Source organism: Mycobacterium marinum, assembly GCF_003391395.1.
Taxonomy (GTDB): domain Bacteria; phylum Actinomycetota; class Actinomycetes; order Mycobacteriales; family Mycobacteriaceae; genus Mycobacterium; species Mycobacterium marinum.
This window is the reverse complement of record NZ_CP024190.1, coordinates 2,292,870-2,310,385: the sequence shown is the minus strand read 5'-3', so window position 1 is coordinate 2,310,385 and position 17,516 is coordinate 2,292,870. Positions and strand designations below refer to the sequence as shown.

Genomic DNA, 17,516 nt, shown 5'->3' with positions numbered 1-17,516 from the left:
CGTCCAGCCAACCGGGGCGGCAGCTAAATCAGCGGAACCCTAGTCGAGATGTTCTTTGATCTCGGCTTCCGAAACGCATGCACCCAGCGCGGCAACCCAACCGGTGACCCGGCGGGCCACGTCCTGATCGGTCAACCCCAGGTCGGCCAGCAGTTCACCACGCGAGGCGTGCTCGAAGAACTGCTGCGGCAACCCCACATCGCGACAGGGCACGTCAATCTCGGCACGCCGCAGCGCAGCGGACACCGCTGACCCGACGCCACCGTTGACGCCGTTGTCCTCCAGCGTCACCACCAGCTTGTGCGCCACCGCCAGGTCGCCGATCCCATCGGCCACCGGCAACACCCAGCGAGGGTCGATCACCGTCACCCCGATCCCCTGGTTGTGCAGCCGTTTGGCCACCGCCAGCGCCATCGACGCCAATGCACCTACCGCTATCAGCAGCACGTCGTGGTTCAAGCCGCTAGCCGGCACGGCCAACACATCCATGCCATCGCGCCGTTCCAGTGCCGGAATATCTTCGCCCACATCGCCTTTGGGGAACCGCAACGCCGTCGGACCATCGCTGACCTCGAGCGCCTCGCCAAGTTCCTCCCGCAACCGGGCGGCATCCCTGGGCGCGGCTACCCGCATTCCGGGAACGATGCCCAGCATCGACAAATCCCACATGCCGTTGTGGCTGGGACCATCCGAACCGGTGATCCCGGCCCGGTCGAGCACCATGGTGACCGGCAGCTGGTGCAGCGCGACATCCATCATGATCTGGTCGAATGCGCGGTTCAGGAACGTCGAGTAGATCGCGACGACCGGGTGCATTCCGCCCATCGCCAGCCCGGCCGCCGACGTCATCGCGTGTTGCTCGGCGATACCGACGTCGAACAGGCGGTCCGGGAACTGCTGGCCGAACGCGGTCAAACCGGTGGGGCCCGGCATCGCGGCGGTGATGGCCACGATGTCGCGGCGCTTGCCGGCGTATTCGATCAAGGCATCGGCGAACGTCGTCGTCCAGCCCGGGCCCGCCAGCTTGGTGGCCTGCCCGGTGGCCGGGTCGATCGGAACCGTGGAGTGCATCTGCTCGGCCACGTCGGCCTCGGCCGGGCCGTAACCCATTCCCTTGCGGGTGACCACGTGCACGATCACCGGGCCACCGAAACCGCGGGCACTGCGCAACGCGACCTCTACCGCCCGCTCATCGTGTCCGTCGACCGGGCCGACGTACTTCAACCCGAGGTCGGTGAACAGCAACTGCGGCGACAGGGAGTCCTTGATACCGGCCTTGACGCTGTGCATGAAGTGGTAACAGACTTCGCCGACCAGCGGCACCGCCCGTACCACGTCTCGGCCCTTCTCCAGCACCTGTTCGTAGGCCGGCTGCAACCGCAGCTTGGCCAGGTGATCGGCGACCCCGCCGATGGTGGGCGCGTAGCTGCGCCCGTTGTCGTTGACGACGATGACCACCGGCCGGTGCGAGGCTGCGATGTTGTTCAACGCTTCCCAGCACATGCCGCCGGTGAGCGCGCCGTCGCCGACCACCGCAACCACATGCCGATTACGGAGCCCGCTCAGCTCGAACGCCTTGGACAGACCGTCGGCGTAGGACAGCGCCGCGCTGGCGTGGCTGGATTCCACCCAGTCGTGTTCGCTCTCGGCCCGGCACGGATAACCCGACAACCCGCCCTTCTTGCGCAGGCTTTCGAAGTCCTGGGCGCGGCCGGTCAGCATCTTGTGCACGTAGGCCTGGTGACCCGTGTCGAAGATGATCGGATCATGGGGCGAGTCGAACACCCGGTGCAAAGCCAGCGTCAGCTCCACGACCCCAAGATTCGGTCCCAGGTGTCCCCCGGTGGCGGCGACCCTGTGCACCAGAAACTCTCGGATCTCCTGGGCCAGATCACGCAACTGCGCCTGAGACAGGTGCTGCAGATCAGCGGGACCACGGATCTGTTCCAGCATCCCGCCAGTGTACGCAGCGCCTGCGCGTCGGAGCCATCATTGACCTCCGCCGCCCATCATCTCGACGGCTTGATAGCGTCGGAGACCGGTGAGCCGGGAAGCCTGGTCGGCGTCTGATTGTCCTGCAAGCACTTACGACGCGAAAGAACACGATGGGCGCAAATGAGCTAACCCTGACCACACCGGCAACGTATGGTCACCATATGCGCGCCGAGGACATCGCCGAGGAGTATCCGGTAATCAGCATCGACTCAGACGCACTCGAGGCCGCACGCACGCTGGCCGAGCACCGCCTGCCCGGGTTGCTGGTTACCAAGAAAACCGGCAGTCCCTACGCGGTGTTACCGGCGTCGCAGGTGGTCCGATTCATCGTTCCCCGCTATGTCCAGGACGACCCATCGCTGGCCGGTGTGCTCAACGAATCGATGGCAGACCGCTGCGCGGAGAAATTGCGCGGCAAGAAGGTCAGCGATGTGTTGCCCGATCACCTCAATGACGTTCCGCCGGTCAATGCCGACGACACCATCATCGAGGTGGCCGCGCTGATGGCTCGGTTGCGCAGCCCGCTGCTCGCGGTGGTCAAGAACGGCAAGTTGCACGGGGTGATCACGGCATCGCGCCTTCTGGGAGCGGCGCTAAGGCCTTGATCTCAACGGATTCAGCGATAGACGGTCTGCGGGTAAAGGCACAGGTAGCGACTCGATGAGCATTGTCGCGGTCGCCATATTTGTGGTGGCTTATGCGCTGATCGCCAGCGAACGCGTCAACAAGACCCTAGTGGCGTTGGCCGGTGCGGCGATCGTGGTGATGCTGCCGGTCATCAATTCCGAGGACGTCTTCTATTCCCACGAGACCGGGGTCGACTGGGACGTCATCTTTTTGCTGCTCGGCATGATGATCATCGTCAGCGTGCTGCGCCAGACCGGTGTGTTCGAATACGTCGCTATCTGGGCGGCCAAGCGGGCCCGCGGCAAACCACTGCGGATCATGATCCTGTTGGTGATCGTCACCGCGGTCGCATCGGCGCTGCTGGACAACGTCACCACGGTGTTGCTGATCGCCCCGGTCACCCTGCTGGTGTGTGACCGGCTGGTGATCAACCCGGCGCCGTATCTGATGGCCGAAGCGTTTGCCTCCAACATCGGCGGCACCGCGACGCTGGTCGGTGACCCGCCCAATATCGTCATCGCCAGCAAGGGCGGGCTGACGTTCAACGACTTCCTGATCCACCTGGCTCCGATCGTGGTCATCGTGATGGCGGTGTTCATCCTGATGCTGCCGCGCCTGTTCCCCGGCGCATTCGAGGCCGACCCCGAGCGAGTCGCCGACGTGATGTCGTTGGAAGAGAAGGAGGCCATCCGCGACCACGGCCTGCTGATCAAGTGCGGCATCGTCTTGCTCCTGGTGTTCGCGGCATTCGTCGCGAATTCTGCGCTGCACGTGAAGCCGTCCATGGTGGCGCTGATCGGTGCCGGCATTCTGGTGGTCGTCTCCCGGCTGGACCACTCCGATTATCTGTCCAGCGTCGAGTGGGACACGCTGCTGTTTTTCGTGGGTCTGTTCATCATGGTCGGCGCGCTGGTGAAAACCGGTGTGGTCACGCAGGTCGCGCAAATGGCGGTGACCGCGACCGGCGGCAACACACTGCTGGCGACCATGGTGATCCTGGCCGCCTCGCTGGTGATCAGCGGCATCGTCAACAACGTTCCGTACGCGGCCACCATGACGCCGATCGTCGCCGAATTGGTGCCGGTCCTGGTCGACAAGGGCAACCCGGACGTGTTGTGGTGGGCCCTTGCCCTGGGCACCGACTTCGGTGGCAACCTCACCGCTATCGGGGCCAGCGCCAATGTCATCGTCCTCGGCATCGCCAAGCGGGCGGACAATCCCATCTCTTTCTGGGAATTCACCCGCAAGGGCATTGTGGTCACCACGATGTCACTGGTGCTGGCCGCCATCTATCTCTGGGTGCGCTACTTCGTGCTGAGTTGACCAGTGCAGACACCCGGTAACGTTTTTGAGGAGATCCCGTGAGCGCCATTGCGATCGGGGTGTTCGTCGTCACCTACGCGCTCATCGCCAGCGACCGGGTCAGCAAGACCCGGGCGGCGCTGGTGGGTGCGGCGATCATGCTCGCGATCGGGATCGTTGACTCCCACGACGTGTTTTATTCGCACGACACCGGAATCGACTGGGACGTCATCTTTTTGCTGCTGGGGATGATGATCATCGTCAGCGTGCTACGGCAGACCGGTGTCTTCGAGTACATCGCCATCTCGGCCGTCAAACGTGCCAAAGGCTCCCCAACCCGCATCATGATCCTGCTGGTCCTGGTGATGGCATTCGGATCGGCCCTGTTGGACAACGTCACCACGGTGCTGCTGATCGCCCCGGTCACGCTGCTGGTCTGCGACCGGTTGGTGATCAACGCGGCTCCGTTCTTGATCGCCGAGGTTTTCGCATCCAACATCGGCGGCGCGGCGACACTGGTCGGCGACCCGCCGAACATCATCATCGCCAGCAAGGGCGGGCTGACCTTCAACGACTTCCTGATCAACATGGCTCCGGTAGTTCTTATCGTGCTGGTCATCTTTGTCGCACTACTGCCCCGCCTGTTCGGCTCGATCACCGTCGAGCCGGAACGGGTCGCCGACGTCATGTCGCTGAACGAACGCGAAGCGATCAGCGATCGCAAGCTGCTGATCAAATGCGGCGTGGTGCTGCTGGCGGTTTTCGCCGCTTTCGTCGGCCATCCGGTGCTGCACATCCAGCCCTCGGTGGTGGCACTGCTGGGCGCGGGGGTGCTGATCATCATCTCCGGATTGGCCGGCCGCGATTATCTGGCCAGCGTCGAGTGGGAAACGCTGCTGTTCTTCGCGGGACTGTTCATCATGGTCGGGGCTCTGGTGAAGACCGGCGTCGTGGACAAGTTGGCACGCGGGGCCATCGAACTGACCGGCGGCAACGAGCTATTCACCGTCTTCTTGATCATCGGGGTGTCGGCTCCGGTGTCGGGCATCATCGACAACATCCCCTACGTCGCCACCATGACGCCGATCGTCACCGAACTGGTCGCGGTGATGCCCGGTCAGGTCAACCCGGACGCGCTGTGGTGGGCGCTGGCCCTGGGCGCCGACTTCGGTGGCAACCTCACCGCCGTCGGCGCCAGCGCCAACGTCGTGATGCTGGGAATCGCCCGCCGGGCAGGCACTCCCATCTCATTCTGGGAATTCACCCGCAAAGGCATCGTGGTCACCACCATCTCACTGCTGGTGGCGGCGGCCTACCTGTGGCTGCGCTACTTCGTTTGGAGTTGACCCGGCTACACCGAGGCCACGTGTTTGGCGTGGAAACGGCGGAACAGCGCCCAGGCCAGCGCCAGGTTGTAGGCGCTTCCCGCCACCAGGTACGGCCACCAGGTGGCGTGATCGCTGGCCAGCCAGAACGCTTTGGCCGGCCAATACGGGGGCAACACCGCGAACACGAAGTTCCAGTTGGAGTGGATGAACCAGGGCAGGCAGGGCAATCCCGCGATCAGCATCCCCAGCGCGCGGACGGCGGCCAGACCCTGAATCTTGTTGTTGGCCACGGCCAGAATCAACAGCAGGGTCACCACCGCCGACAGTCCCGCGAGCAGGCCGATCGGGATCAGCGAGGGCAACAGCCGCAGCTCGAGTATGCCGCTGAGCGACAACGTTGCCACCACATAGATGGTGGTGACGAACATGACGGTGGCGGCACGATAGACAAAGAAGGTCGACAGCGGCACCGGGGTGACCCGCAGCGCGGCCAGCGTGCCGGCGTCCACCTCGTCGAGAACGAGAAACGCCGCCAAACCACCGACGATGATGATGCTGGTCAACAACAGGAATGCGGTCAGGATCAGCGGATAGTAGGGCCTCAGGTCGAACCCGTTGCGATCGGCCAGCATCGTGGTCACCCGCGGCGTCAGCAGCGCGACTGCGCTGGTCCAGATGACGGGTGCGACCACGATCATGACCAACAGCGGCTCACGATAGGTACCGCGGATGTCGTTGCGCCCAAACGCGATCAGTGCGCGTATCGACGCGCCGGCCGGGGCGCTCACCAGCTACCCGCCGCAGCGACGACGTAACGGGCGAAACTTGCCTCAGCCACTCGATACAGCACCCCGACACACACCGACGGATACAACAGCGCGTATCCGATTTGCCAGGGCGCCAGGGTCAGCTGACCGAAGGCCGCGCCGAGCAGCAACAGCGGCCCCTGGGTGGGAATGGCATACAGCACCGGGTGCGGCCACACCCCGGAGTAGTACAGCACCGGCAGATTCATTACGGCCAGCGGGATCGTCGCCACCAGGAACCAGTCGCTGATCGAGGCGAATGGCAACGAGCTGATGAACCCCACCAGCAGCATCAACAACGTCCCCAGCGCCACCGCGACGATCATCGGCGCGGGCGAGTAGGAAAACCCATGCGCGATGGTGGCCACCACCACCGCCACCCCGACCGAAACCATCAGCAGGACGGCCAGTTTGGCCGCCAGATATTCCCCGAACCGCAGCGGGGTGGCGATCACCGCGCTCAGCGTGCGCTCCTGCTTTTCGAAGAAGACCGTGCCGGCGACAAAGAAGAACCCGATGATGGTGATGTCACCGGAGAGCACGTAAGGTTCGGCAACCGAACGCAAGTCGGCCGGCATCGGCAGCAGCACCGCCAGCCAGATCAACCCCGAAAACACCGCGGCATGCAGGAACCGCTGACGGTTTTGCAGCGTCAGCTCCAGCCGCAGCGCCGTGCTCAAGCGGCTCACGACAACCGCCGGCCGGTGACTTCGACGAATACGTCCTCGAGGCTGGCTTCCCTGCTGTGGATCGTCTCGACCTGATGTTCACGCAGCACCGCGTGAAATGCCGGGTCGTCGGCCAGCGTGTCCAGCGAAAACTCCGCGGCGCTCAAACCACCGCCGTTGCCTCGATATTCGACCGTGACCAGGCGCTGGCTGCGGGCGATCTTCAACTCGGCGGGCCGGTCAGACGCGACGATGCTCCCGTCGACGACAAAGGCCACCCGGTCACACAGCTCGTCCGCCGTCGCCATGTCGTGTGTGGTGAGAAACACCGTGCGCCCGCGTGCCTTCAGATCCATGATCATGTTCTTCACGCTGCGGGCGTTCACCGGATCCATCCCCGAAGTCGGTTCGTCCAGGAAGAGCAACTCGGGGTCGTTGAGTAGCGCCCTGGCGAACGTCAGGCGCATCTGCATGCCTTTGGAGTACTTGCCCGCCCGGGTATCTGCGTGGTCGGCCAATCCGACCGCCTCGAGTAGCTGCATCGGATCCAGCGTCGGCGTGCTGTAAAGCGAAGCGAAGAACTGCAGGTTCTCCAGCCCGGTGAGTTTCTGATAGTGATTGGGCAGCTCGAACGACACGCCGATGCGCTCGTAGTAGTCGGAGCCCCAGCTCGCCGGGTCCTTGCCCCACACCGCCACTTCACCGCCGTGGCCACGCAGTAGCCCGATCAGAATTCGTTGCGTCGTCGACTTGCCCGCACCGCTGGGACCGAGAAAGCCGAAGATTTCACCGCGGCCGACACTGAAGTCCATGCCGCGCACCGCGGGTGTCGACGCTTTCGGATACGCGAAGGTGAGTCCACGGACCCGGATCACCTCGCCCACGGCGCCGGACACGGCCGGCTCGGGGTCGCGCATGCGCGCTCCTTTCGTCCAGTTCCGACCAGACTTCCCGGAGCGCCGTCGCCAGCATAATCAAGTTCGCGGCGCTTCGGGCCTCGGCGCGCGCGCATTCGGCCCCGACGCCCAACGGGCTAGCGGGTTAGCAGCGCAACGGACTCCACGTGATGGGTCAACGGGAAGGCATCAAACACCTTGATGGCGTCGACGCCGTACCCGTGGCCCCGATACAAGCCGAGGTCGCGAGCGAAAGACGCTGCTTCACAACCAATGTGAACCACACGGCGTACTCCGGCATCGGCCAGCAGATCAATGACCTCACGCCCGGCGCCCGATCGGGGCGGGTCCAGCACCGCAATATCGGCGCCACCGTCCTGAGCCGCCAGCACCCGTCGCACCGAATCGGTGACCACCTCGACCTGGGGCAGATCAGCCAGGGCGACGCGGGCCGCGGCCGAGGCCGCGCGCGCGGTGTCCACGCTCAAGACCCGTCCCGACTCCCCCACCGCGTCACCGAGCACCGCCGCGAAAACACCAGCTCCCCCGTAGAGATCCCAGGCGGTCATGCCGGTACCGGGTTGGGCCCAGTCCGCAACCAGGCCGCTGTACACCTTCGCTGCGTCGCGGTGTGACTGCCAGAACGCCGTCGCCGGAATGCGCCAGCTGCGCCCGCCCACCCGCTGCAGCACACGCGGGTCGCCCTCGACCACCTTGGCGTCGGTTCGCCGGCCCCGGCGCACTGTGAGCACCACGTGGCGTGCCCCGTCGTCACCGAGCGCCACATGCAGTTGCGCCCCGGCCGGCCAACCGGCCTTGGCCGACCGCTGCGCCAGCCCGTCCAGCATCCCGTCGGGCAGCTGCCCACAGCGCAGATCGGTGACCAGTTCGTTGCTGTGGTAGCGGTGGAAACCCACGCAATGGTCCGCTCCCACCTCGAGCCGAACCCGGGTACGCCACCCCGTCGGGCCGGCATCCGAGAGCGGCTCAGCCGCGCCGGACCAGCTGAATCCGCCAACGCGTTGCAGCTGTTCGCCAACCACGCTCGACTTGATCGCCCGGGCCGCGTCCGGGGCCGCGAAAGCCAGATCACAACACCCGGCACCATCCACCCCGGCGATGGGGCACAACGACCCGATCCGGTCCGGCGACGGGTCGATGACCTCGATAACCTCTGCGTTCCAATAGGAACCGCGTTGCGCGGTGACTCTGGCGAGCACCCGCTCCCCCGGTAGCGCATGGCGGACGAAGACCACTCGCCCCTCGTGGCGGGCCACGCAGCTACCGCCGTTGGCGGCCGCACCGGTGACCAGGTTCAGTTCAAGTGCCTGATTCGGGTTCAATCGAAAATGCCCCGCCGCATGTCGCCGGGAGCCGCATGCGGCTCCAACGTGTTGATCCGCTCCGACGACGTCAGCTGCCATGGCACCGAGGTGACCATCACCCCGGGCATGAACAGCAGCCGCGTCTTGAGCCGGAAGGCACTTTGGTTGTGCAACAGCTGCTCCCACCACCGGCCCACCACGTACTCCGGGATGAACACCGTCACCACGGTGCGTGGCGATTCCTTGCTGACCCGTTTGACGTAATCCAATACCGGACGGGTGATCTCGCGATACGGCGAAGCAATGACCTTCAGCGGCACGCTGACGTCGCTGTCCTCCCACTGCCGCACCAGCTCACGGGTCTCGACATCATCGACACTGACGGTGATCGCCTCGAGCACATCCGGACGGGTCGCCCGCGCGTAGGCCAGGGCCCGCAGCGTGGGCAGGTGCAACTTCGAGACCAGCACCAAGGCGTGGTTGCGGCTGGGCAACACCACCTCGTTGTCATGGGCGGCGGCCTGCTCCTCCAGTTCCCGATTGACCGTGTCGTAGTGCCTTCGGATCATCTTCATCAGAATGAAGACCGAACCCATGGCCACAATGGCGATCCACGCGCCGGCAAGGAATTTGGTGACCAGGACGATCAACAGGACAGCCCCGGTGGACACCAGACCAACCGAGTTGACCACCCGGGAGCGCACCATCTTGCGCCGGGCCGCGACATCGGTTTCGGTGCGCAGCAAGCGAGTCCAGTGCCGGACCATTCCGATCTGGCTCAGCGTGAACGAAATGAACACGCCGACGATGTAGAGCTGGATCAGCGCCGTCAGCTCAGCCCGGAAAGCGACGACCGCCCCGACGGCCGCCGCGGACAAGAAGATGATGCCGTTGGAAAACGCCAAGCGATCCCCGCGGGTGTGTAGTTGGCGGGGCAGGTAGCTGTGCTGAGCCAGCACCGAGCCCAGGACCGGGAAGCCGTTGAAGGCGGTGTTGGCGGCCAGCACCAAGATGAGCGCAGTCACCGCGGCGATAATCAGGAAGCCGAGGTGAAAGCTGCCGAATACGGCCTGCGCCAGCTGGGCGACCAGCGTCTTTTGCTGGTACCCGTCCGGAGCACCGGTCAACTGGGTATCCGGGTCGTCGACGACTTGGGCCCCGGTCTGCACGGCCAGCGCAACCACACCCATCAGCAGGGCCACCGCGATGGCGCCCAGCATGAGCAGCGTGGTCGCGGCGTTGCGCGACTTCGGCTTCTGGAAGGCCGGTACCCCGTTGCTGATCGCCTCCACACCGGTGAGCGCCGCACAGCCGGAGGAGAACGAGCGGGCCACCAAAAAGACCAGCGCGATGCCAACCACCTTGCCGTGCTCGGCGTGCATCACGAATCCAGCGGATTCGGCGCGTACCTGATTGCCCAGCACGTAGATCCGGAACAAGCCCCAGCCCAGCATGGCGCTGATCCCGATGATGAATGCATAAGTCGGGATGGCGAATGCCAGCCCTGATTCGCGGACGCCGCGCAGATTCAACGCCGTCACCAGCAGGATGGCGGCCACCGCGAAGAACACCTTGTGGTCATAGACGAATGGGATCGCCGAGCCGATGTTCGACATCGCCGAAGCTATCGAGACCGCAACGGTGAGAACGTAATCCACCATCAAGGCGCTGGCCACCACCAGGCCGGCGGTGGGCCCGAGGTTGGTGCTGACGACCTCGTAGTCTCCGCCGCCGGATGGGTAGGCGTGCACGTTCTGCCGATAACTGGAGACCACGACGAGCAACACCGCTGCCACCGCCAGCGCGATCCACGGCGCCATCGAGTAGGCCGCCAGGCCCGCCACCGACAGCATCAGAAAGATTTCCTCCGGGGCGTATGCCACCGAGGACATCGCGTCGGAGGCAAACACCGGCAACGCGATCCGTTTTGGCAATAGCGTGTGGCTAAGCCGATCGCTGCGAAACGGCCGGCCGATTAGCAGCCGGCGCGCGGCCGTGGAAAGTTTGGACACGAGAGCCAAGGGTAAGCCCCATCGGCGTTGACGGTAGCGTTCCCTAGGCGAGAATTTTCCATAGGGGAATCGGCTGGCCAGTGTGGTTGCCGATTGCGTTCGACGCGAGGGATACGGCCGAGAGGACGTCAAGTGCGAGTGGTAGTGATGGGCTGCGGCCGAGTCGGTTCTTCGGTGGCCGATGCACTGTCGCGAATCGGCCACGACGTGTCGGTGATCGACCGCGACGGCACTGCCTTCAACCGGCTCAGTGCCGAATTCGCCGGCGAGCGTGTTCTGGGCCAGGGATTCGACCGAGATGTGCTGCTCAGCGCGGGAATCGAGGGCGCGGACGCCTTCGCCGCGGTGTCCTCCGGCGACAACTCCAACATCATCTCGGCGCGTTTGGCACGGGAGACCTTCGGCGTCAAACGCGTCGTCGCGCGGATCTATGACGCCAAGCGCGCCGAGGTCTACGAACGCCTCGGCATTCCCACCATCGCCACGGTGCCGTGGACAACCGACCGCCTGCTCAACGCCCTGCTCCGGGAGACAGAGACCGCCAAGTGGCGCGATCCCACCGGCACCGTCGCGGTCTGTGAAGTAGTGCTGCACGAGGACTGGGTCGGCTGCCGCGTCTCCGACCTGCAGCAGGCCACCGGTGCCCGGGTCGCGTTCCTACTCCGTTTCGGCACCGGCGTGCTGCCCGAGCCGAAAACGGTGCTACAGGCCGGTGACCAGGTCTATGTCGCCGCCATATCCGGGCGGGCAGCCGAGGCCGTCGCCATCGCGGCGCTGCCGCCGAGCGAGGATTTCGAGTCGGGGACCGCCAAATGAGCCGCGCCCGCGACGCACACATCGGCGCAGCCGGGGTTGAGGGGTGGGGCAAATGAAAGTCGTTGTCGCCGGCGCCGGCGCGGTCGGCCGCTCAGTCGCCCGCGAACTCATCGCAAACGCCCACGACGTGACCCTGATCGAACGCAACAGCGACCACGTCGACGACGACGCCATTCCGGCCGCGCATTGGCTGCTGGGCGATGCCTGCGAACTGAGCCTGCTGGAGTCGGTTCATCTCGAAGATTTCGATGTCGTGGTCGCCGCCACCGGCGATGACAAAGCCAACGTGGTGCTCAGCCTGCTGGCCAAGACGGAGTTCGCGGTGCCGCGGGTGGTGGCCCGGGTCAACGATCCCCGCAACGAGTGGCTCTTCACCGATGCCTGGGGCGTGGACGTGGCGGTGTCGACGCCCCGCATGTTGGCCTCGCTGATCGAAGAGGCTGTCGCCGTCGGCGACCTGGTGCGGCTGATGGAATTCCGCAAGGGTCAGGCCAACCTGGTGGAAATCACCCTGCCCGACGACACGCCCTGGGGCGGTAAACCGGTGCGCAAACTGCAACTACCGCGGGATGCGGTGCTGGTCACGATCCTGCGCGGACCCCGCGTCATCGTCCCGCAAGCCGATGAACCCCTTGAAGGTGGCGACGAGTTGCTCTTCGTCGCGGTCACCGAGGCAGAGGAAGAGCTGAGCCAGCTGTTGCTGCCGTCGAGCTAGCCACCCGCGCGCTGTCGTTGCGCGAGCCAATGTGCGATTACGGCGCGCACTGTGCGCCGGTGGCGATGCAACGGGGGCAGCGCCGCCCTCAGCGCACACTCAAAGCCCTCCAAGGACGCTGAACGCCCCGCCGGCGCCCACGGGCCCATGGAGAGCCCGCCGAGCACGCTCAACGCGGTACAGGGGCTCTCAGCGCCCTAAATGCGTCCGAACCGGGGTCTAGAGCTCCCGACAGGCCTCGGTGTCGACGGCAGCGACTTCTGCGGCCTCGGGCTCGTCAACGGCCAGCATGGCCCGCCGGGCCGCCTTGATCGCCGCATAGGTCGCCAGCGCCGCCACCGCGGTCAGCGGCCAGCCCATCCCGATCCGCGCAACCCCTAGCCAGCCCGTCTTGTCGGCATCGTAGAGAAGCCGCTGGACGATGAACCGGGCCGCGAACACCAGCGTCCAGCCCAGCGTTGCGACATCAAACGCGTAGACGGCGCGGGGCACCTCACGCCAGCCCTGGTCACGCCCGCTGGTCCAGCTCCACAGAAAACCGACCACGGGCCGACGAACAACAATCGACAGGGCGAAGACGACCGCCCACAGCAGCGACATCCAGATGCCGAGCAAGAAGTAGCCCTTGGACTGCCCCACCAGGTAGGCGACCAGCGCGCACCCGGCGACCCCGAAGAACCCGGAGACCGCAGGTTGGGTGGACTCGCGCCGGATCAGGCGCAGCAGCAGCACCAACCCGGCCGCGGCAAGCGCCGATCCGATGGCGGGCAAGAGTCCGCCGATACTGGACACTGCGACGAAGATCACTACCGGAACCGACGAGTAGACCAGCCCGCTCACCCCGCCGGCCTGTGCTAGCAAGCTCTCGGCGCTGACGCGGTTAGCGCTCACCGGCCGCCTCCGCCACCAAAGCGATGATCACCGCTGGATTTCGTAATGCGGGTTGTAGATGGCCTTGCTCCCGTTCTCGAGCTTGCCCAGCCGTCCCCGCACCCGCAATGTGCGGCCCGAGTCGATGCCGGGGATCCGGCGTTGACCCAACCACACCAACGTCACGGTGTCGCTCCCGTCGAACAATTCGGCCCGAACACCGCCGGAACAACCCTTGCCGTTGGTTTCCACACTGCGCAGCGTGCCTACCATCGTGACTTCCTGGCCGCGTTGGCAGTCGATAGCCCGCTGCGCTCCGGTATTGACGACTTCGTCGGACAATTCTTCGACGTCGCGCTGCTCCGGGTCCTCCGTCAACCGACGGGTGAGCCGGCGCAGATAACCTTCGGCCCCCATGGCCTCTCCTGACACTCCAACGTCGTTTGGAAGCTGTGCTAGCTAGTGGCACTAGCTAGCAGCATTCCACAATGCCAACGGTCACCGTAGACCTGTTAGTTCCCGTCCGCCACACGGATCGCCCTACCGACGTTGGAGTACCTGAAATGACCGGGCACTATCGTGGGGTGCCAGTTGATCTGCGCGGTGTACCCGTCGCATTACTGCCCGGAACCGGCTCCGACGACGACTACGTCTACCGGGCCTTTTCCGGCCCGCTGCAAAGCGTGGAAGCCATCTTGGTGACACCGCCGCCGCAGCCAGAACACCTAATCGAGGGCTATCTGGCCGCACTGGATGAGGCCGCCCAGGCCGGTCCGATCGCCGTGGGCGGCGTGTCGATCGGTGCCGCTGTGGCCGTCGCGTGGGCGCTGGCCCATCCCGACCGGTGCGTTGCCGTGCTGGCCGCGCTGCCCGCATGGACCGGGGAACCTGGGCCGGCGCCGGCCGCCCACGCGGCGCGCTACACGGCAGCGCAATTGCGTCGCGACGGCCTGGCCACCACAACAACGCAGATGCGGGCATCCAGCCCACCCTGGTTGGCCGACGAGCTGGCTCGATCCTGGCGGGTGCAATGGCCGCAGCTGCCCGACGCGATGGAGCAGGCGGCCGGCTACGTGGCGCCAAGCAGCAGCGAATTGGGCCGCCTTACCGTGCCGCTGGGGGTGGCCGCCGCGACCGATGATCCGATCCATCCGCTGCAGGTCGGTCTCGACTGGGTGTCCGCCGCGGCGCACGCCGCCCTGCGGACGGTGACGCTGGAGCAGATGGGGGCCGACACTTCGGCGCTGGGAGCCGCCTGCCTGGCCGCTCTGGCCGATATTTGAGCGCTGGGTACGCCTAGCCGCCGGTGGTGCTGCGCAGCTGCTGCATGGCAGATCCTTCGGCCCCGCGCCGCGGTGCCGGCTGATCGGGCTCCTGCTGTCCCTGCTCGTGCTGGGCCGCCGCAGCCTGCCGCAGTTGCTCCACCATCGGCTCAGGCAACTGCACCGGCAGCGGGGTGCGCACCGGCAACGGCGTGTCGCCGCGGCGGATCACCGTGTCGGCCAGCGCCTCGCGGGCCTCATCGGTCAGCGTGTCGATGGTCTCGTGCGGACCGTTGACCACACACCGGACCATCCACCGATAGCCGTCGACACCGATGAAGCGCACCACCCCGGAGGCGGTGCCGATCACTTCCCGACCCCACGGGCCGTCCTTGATCGATACCTCGGCCGAATCCTTGCGCAGCGAGTCGGCGAGCTCCGATGCGACCTCACGCCACAGGCCGGCGGACTTGGGCGCCGCATAGGCAGCGATGGTGAAGCGACCATTGGCCGTGACAACCCACACGGCGCTGGGAACTCCGCTCTCGGTCAGTTCGACCTGGACCTGGCCGCCTTCCGGCATGGGAACCAAGACCGATCCCAGATCGAGTCGGGCCAGCTGGGCAACCGACGGGTCGTCGAAGTCTTCGATGTCGAACGGGCCTACCAGGTCCACGTCATCTGCAGCCGGTTCGCCGGCCTCGCGCGCTGCGGGTCCATCGGGTTCCACGGGGCTGCCGCTGCTGTCGCCTTTACGGGTGCGTCTACCGAATGCCATCACAAACTCGCATGTCCGCCGGAGGAACCATGACCACCATCACCACGGGATGTCGCGGCCAGCCCGGCCTCGTCGAAGGACGAAACCTCGACCAGCTCTAGCAACTCGACCCGCTGCACCAACAGCTGAGCGATACGGTCACCGCGGTTGACCACGATTGGTGTGGCCGGGTCGAGATTGATCAGCGCGACCTTGAGCTCGCCCCGGTACCCCGCATCGATGGTGCCCGGGCTGTTGACGATCGAGAGCCCGACGCGGGAGGCCAGCCCCGAGCGGGGATGGACCAGACCCACCATGCCAAAGGGAATCGCGACCGCAACACCCGTGCGCACCAGGGCCCGCTGCCCCGGGGGCAGCACCACGTCTTCGGCGCTGTAGAGGTCTACCCCCGCGTCGCCATCGTGAGCGCGGCTGGGCAGCGGAAGCCCGGGGTCAAGACGCACAACGGCGAGACTGTTCGACACGGGGCCACAGACTACTCTTGACCGGATGTCCGAAACGCGCGTCGCGCCGCACAGCGTGCGATATCGCGAACGACTTTGGGTCCCCTGGTGGTGGTGGCCGTTGGGCTTCGCACTGGCAGGACTCATCGCGTTCGAGGTCAATCTGGGTATAGCCGCTCTCGCGGACTGGCTCCCGTACGCGATTTTGTTCACCGTGGCGGCCGCCGCATTGCTGTGGCTAGGCCGAGTCGAGATCCGAGTCATCGCCGGCGCGGATGGCGAAGTCGAGCTATGGGCCGGCGAGGCGCATCTGCCCGTCACCGCCATCGCCCGCTCCGCCGAAGTTCCACGCACGGCCAAGTCCGCGGCCCTGGGCCGTCAACTCGACCCAGCAGCGTACGTCCTGCACCGAGCGTGGGTCGGGCCCATGGTTCTGCTCGTTCTGGACGACCCAGACGACCCGACGCCGTACTGGCTGGTGAGCTGTCGCCACCCCGAGCGGGTCCTATCCGCATTGCGCAGCTGACCGATCAGGCGGCGCAGTCGGTACAGATCATCAAGCCGTTCTTCTCGCTGGCCAGGCGGCTGCGGTGTTGCACCAGGAAGCAGCTCGAGCAGGTGAACTCGTCAGCCTGCTTCGGAATGACACGCACCGACAGCTCTTCGCCGGATAAGTCAGCACCTGGCAGCTCGAATGACTCAGCGGATTCCGATTCATCCACGTCGACCACCGACGAGGCGGCCTCGTTCCGTCGAGCCTTCAGCTCCTCCAGCGAATCCTCTGACACGTCGTCAGACTCTGTCCGCCGTGGAGCGTCATAGTCGGTAGGCATTGTTCCGTCCCCTCGCATGCCCTCATCACTTCAAGCAACGCTTTGTACCAGCGTCGAACGCATCCACCAAACGATTCGTGCCCGTATCTTGCTTGATTCAACTGTGATTTACGTCACATCTCTGAATCGGCCCTTGTAATCAGGCCTAAACGGTGCGGACAGCGTGCGGACTAGAGTGCACGTGTGGTCGCACAAATCACCGAGGGTACCGCCTTCGACAAACACGGTCGGCCATTCCGGCGACGCAACCCCCGGCCCGCCATCATCGTCGTGATTCTGCTGGTGGTCTTGACCGGTGTGGTGTGGACAGTCGCGCTGACCCGCCCACCGGACATCACCGAGGCCGCGGTGTGCAACCCGCCGCCCCAACCGGCCGACGCGACGGCAACGGTCAAACTCGGTGAGCGGGTATCGCGCACCGAAATGACCGATGTCACACCCGCACAACTGGGCGAGACCAAAGTCCGGGTGCTCAATGCCAGCGGCCGGGGCGGTCAAGCCGCCGACGTCGCTGGGGCGCTAAAAGACCTCGGATTCACCCAGCCGACCGCAGCAAACGACCCCGTCTATGCCGACACCCGCCTGGACTGCCAAGGCCAGATCCGATTCGGCACCGCCGGACAAGCGACCGCGGCGGCGGTATGGCTGGTCGCACCGTGCACCGAATTGTTCAACGACGGCCGGGCCGACGACTCCGTCGACCTCGTCCTGGGCACCGACTTCACCACCCTGGCGCACAACGACGACATTGACGCGGTGCTGAGCAGCCTGCGCCCGGGCGCCACCCAACCGCCGGACCCAACCCTGATAGCAAAGATCCACGCCAGTAGCTGTTAGCCG

Annotated in this window: 19 protein-coding genes; 8 read left to right on the top strand and 11 right to left on the bottom strand. The window is 65.5% G+C overall.

The annotated features are described in order from the left end of the window. Positions 1–39 precede the first annotated feature (39 nt). Complete coding sequence (gene dxs, locus CCUG20998_RS09740; protein ID WP_020728423.1) at positions 40–1,953, bottom strand: 1-deoxy-D-xylulose-5-phosphate synthase; 1,914 nt, start codon at positions 1,951–1,953, stop codon at positions 40–42. Between the two features lie 203 nt (positions 1,954–2,156). On the opposite strand from dxs, the gene CCUG20998_RS09730 reads away from it, so the two are divergent. From CCUG20998_RS09730 to CCUG20998_RS09720, 3 genes are read left to right on the top strand one after another with little or no spacing between them, the layout of a single operon-like run. Next, positions 2,157–2,600, top strand: coding sequence for a CBS domain-containing protein (locus CCUG20998_RS09730; RefSeq protein WP_012393810.1), 444 nt, complete (start codon positions 2,157–2,159; stop codon positions 2,598–2,600). 55 nt (positions 2,601–2,655) lie between these two features. Beyond that, positions 2,656–3,945, top strand: coding sequence for an ArsB/NhaD family transporter (locus CCUG20998_RS09725; protein ID WP_020728421.1), 1,290 nt, complete (start codon positions 2,656–2,658; stop codon positions 3,943–3,945). Positions 3,946–3,983: 38 nt separating this feature from the next. After that, positions 3,984–5,270 (top strand): ArsB/NhaD family transporter, encoded by a 1,287-nt coding sequence (locus CCUG20998_RS09720; RefSeq protein ID WP_020728420.1) that lies wholly within the window; start codon positions 3,984–3,986, stop codon positions 5,268–5,270. A gap of 5 nt (positions 5,271–5,275) precedes the next feature. On the opposite strand, the gene CCUG20998_RS09715 is transcribed toward CCUG20998_RS09720, so the two are convergent. The 5 genes from CCUG20998_RS09715 to CCUG20998_RS09695 form a co-directional block, all read right to left on the bottom strand. Then, complete coding sequence (locus CCUG20998_RS09715) at positions 5,276–6,040, bottom strand: hypothetical protein (protein ID WP_036455482.1); 765 nt, start codon at positions 6,038–6,040, stop codon at positions 5,276–5,278. Beyond that, on the bottom strand, positions 6,037–6,747 hold the full coding sequence (locus CCUG20998_RS09710) for a fluoroquinolone export ABC transporter permease subunit (RefSeq protein WP_036455479.1): 711 nt from the start codon (positions 6,745–6,747) through the stop codon (positions 6,037–6,039). The genes CCUG20998_RS09715 and CCUG20998_RS09710 overlap by 4 nt, the downstream gene beginning before the upstream one ends. Continuing rightward, entirely contained in the window at positions 6,744–7,643 is a 900-nt protein-coding gene (locus CCUG20998_RS09705) for an ABC transporter ATP-binding protein (RefSeq protein ID WP_020728417.1), read from the bottom strand. The genes CCUG20998_RS09710 and CCUG20998_RS09705 overlap by 4 nt, the downstream gene beginning before the upstream one ends. Before the next feature lie 116 nt (positions 7,644–7,759). Then, entirely contained in the window at positions 7,760–8,965 is a 1,206-nt protein-coding gene (locus CCUG20998_RS09700; RefSeq protein ID WP_020728416.1) for a class I SAM-dependent RNA methyltransferase, read from the bottom strand. Beyond that, positions 8,962–10,959 carry an APC family permease gene (locus tag CCUG20998_RS09695; RefSeq protein ID WP_020728415.1) on the bottom strand — a complete coding sequence of 666 codons (1,998 nt, stop codon included), beginning with the start codon at positions 10,957–10,959 and terminating at the stop codon, positions 8,962–8,964. The genes CCUG20998_RS09700 and CCUG20998_RS09695 overlap by 4 nt, the downstream gene beginning before the upstream one ends. A gap of 132 nt (positions 10,960–11,091) precedes the next feature. On the opposite strand from CCUG20998_RS09695, the gene CCUG20998_RS09690 reads away from it, so the two are divergent. After that, the gene (locus tag CCUG20998_RS09690) at positions 11,092–11,775 is read left to right on the top strand and encodes a potassium channel family protein (RefSeq protein ID WP_011741123.1); all 684 of its coding nucleotides are present in this window, start codon (positions 11,092–11,094) and stop codon (positions 11,773–11,775) included. A gap of 52 nt (positions 11,776–11,827) precedes the next feature. Further along, positions 11,828–12,490 (top strand): potassium channel family protein, encoded by a 663-nt coding sequence (locus CCUG20998_RS09685; protein ID WP_011741124.1) that lies wholly within the window; start codon positions 11,828–11,830, stop codon positions 12,488–12,490. A gap of 219 nt (positions 12,491–12,709) precedes the next feature. Here the strand turns inward: CCUG20998_RS09685 and CCUG20998_RS09680 are convergent, their stop codons facing one another. Both CCUG20998_RS09680 and CCUG20998_RS09675 read right to left on the bottom strand, forming a co-directional pair. Beyond that, positions 12,710–13,381 (bottom strand): DUF3159 domain-containing protein, encoded by a 672-nt coding sequence (locus tag CCUG20998_RS09680; protein WP_020728413.1) that lies wholly within the window; start codon positions 13,379–13,381, stop codon positions 12,710–12,712. A gap of 27 nt (positions 13,382–13,408) precedes the next feature. Further along, positions 13,409–13,777, bottom strand: a complete 369-nt coding sequence (locus CCUG20998_RS09675; RefSeq protein WP_011741126.1) for an OB-fold nucleic acid binding domain-containing protein — start codon at positions 13,775–13,777, stop codon at positions 13,409–13,411. A gap of 167 nt (positions 13,778–13,944) precedes the next feature. Here CCUG20998_RS09675 and CCUG20998_RS09670 point away from each other — a divergent pair, with 167 nt between their 5' ends. Then, positions 13,945–14,643 (top strand): serine aminopeptidase domain-containing protein, encoded by a 699-nt coding sequence (locus CCUG20998_RS09670; protein ID WP_036455815.1) that lies wholly within the window; start codon positions 13,945–13,947, stop codon positions 14,641–14,643. Positions 14,644–14,656: 13 nt separating this feature from the next. Here CCUG20998_RS09670 and CCUG20998_RS09665 read toward each other — a convergent pair whose 3' ends face one another. Continuing rightward, complete coding sequence (locus CCUG20998_RS09665) at positions 14,657–15,403, bottom strand: DUF3710 domain-containing protein (protein ID WP_020728411.1); 747 nt, start codon at positions 15,401–15,403, stop codon at positions 14,657–14,659. Further along, on the bottom strand, positions 15,400–15,864 hold the full coding sequence (gene dut, locus CCUG20998_RS09660) for a dUTP diphosphatase (RefSeq protein WP_012393798.1): 465 nt from the start codon (positions 15,862–15,864) through the stop codon (positions 15,400–15,402). Before dut ends, CCUG20998_RS09665 begins: the two co-directional genes overlap by 4 nt. Before the next feature lie 25 nt (positions 15,865–15,889). On the opposite strand from dut, the gene CCUG20998_RS09655 reads away from it, so the two are divergent. Beyond that, positions 15,890–16,369, top strand: a complete 480-nt coding sequence (locus CCUG20998_RS09655) for a DUF3093 domain-containing protein (RefSeq protein WP_036455473.1) — start codon at positions 15,890–15,892, stop codon at positions 16,367–16,369. 4 nt (positions 16,370–16,373) lie between these two features. Here the strand turns inward: CCUG20998_RS09655 and CCUG20998_RS09650 are convergent, their stop codons facing one another. After that, positions 16,374–16,676 carry a DUF4193 domain-containing protein gene (locus CCUG20998_RS09650; protein ID WP_011741131.1) on the bottom strand — a complete coding sequence of 101 codons (303 nt, stop codon included), beginning with the start codon at positions 16,674–16,676 and terminating at the stop codon, positions 16,374–16,376. 183 nt (positions 16,677–16,859) lie between these two features. Here CCUG20998_RS09650 and cei point away from each other — a divergent pair, with 183 nt between their 5' ends. Next, positions 16,860–17,513: an envelope integrity protein Cei gene (gene cei / locus CCUG20998_RS09645; RefSeq protein ID WP_012393797.1), complete on the top strand. Its 654-nt coding sequence runs from the start codon at positions 16,860–16,862 to the stop codon at positions 17,511–17,513. The last annotated feature ends 3 nt before the right edge of the window (positions 17,514–17,516 follow it).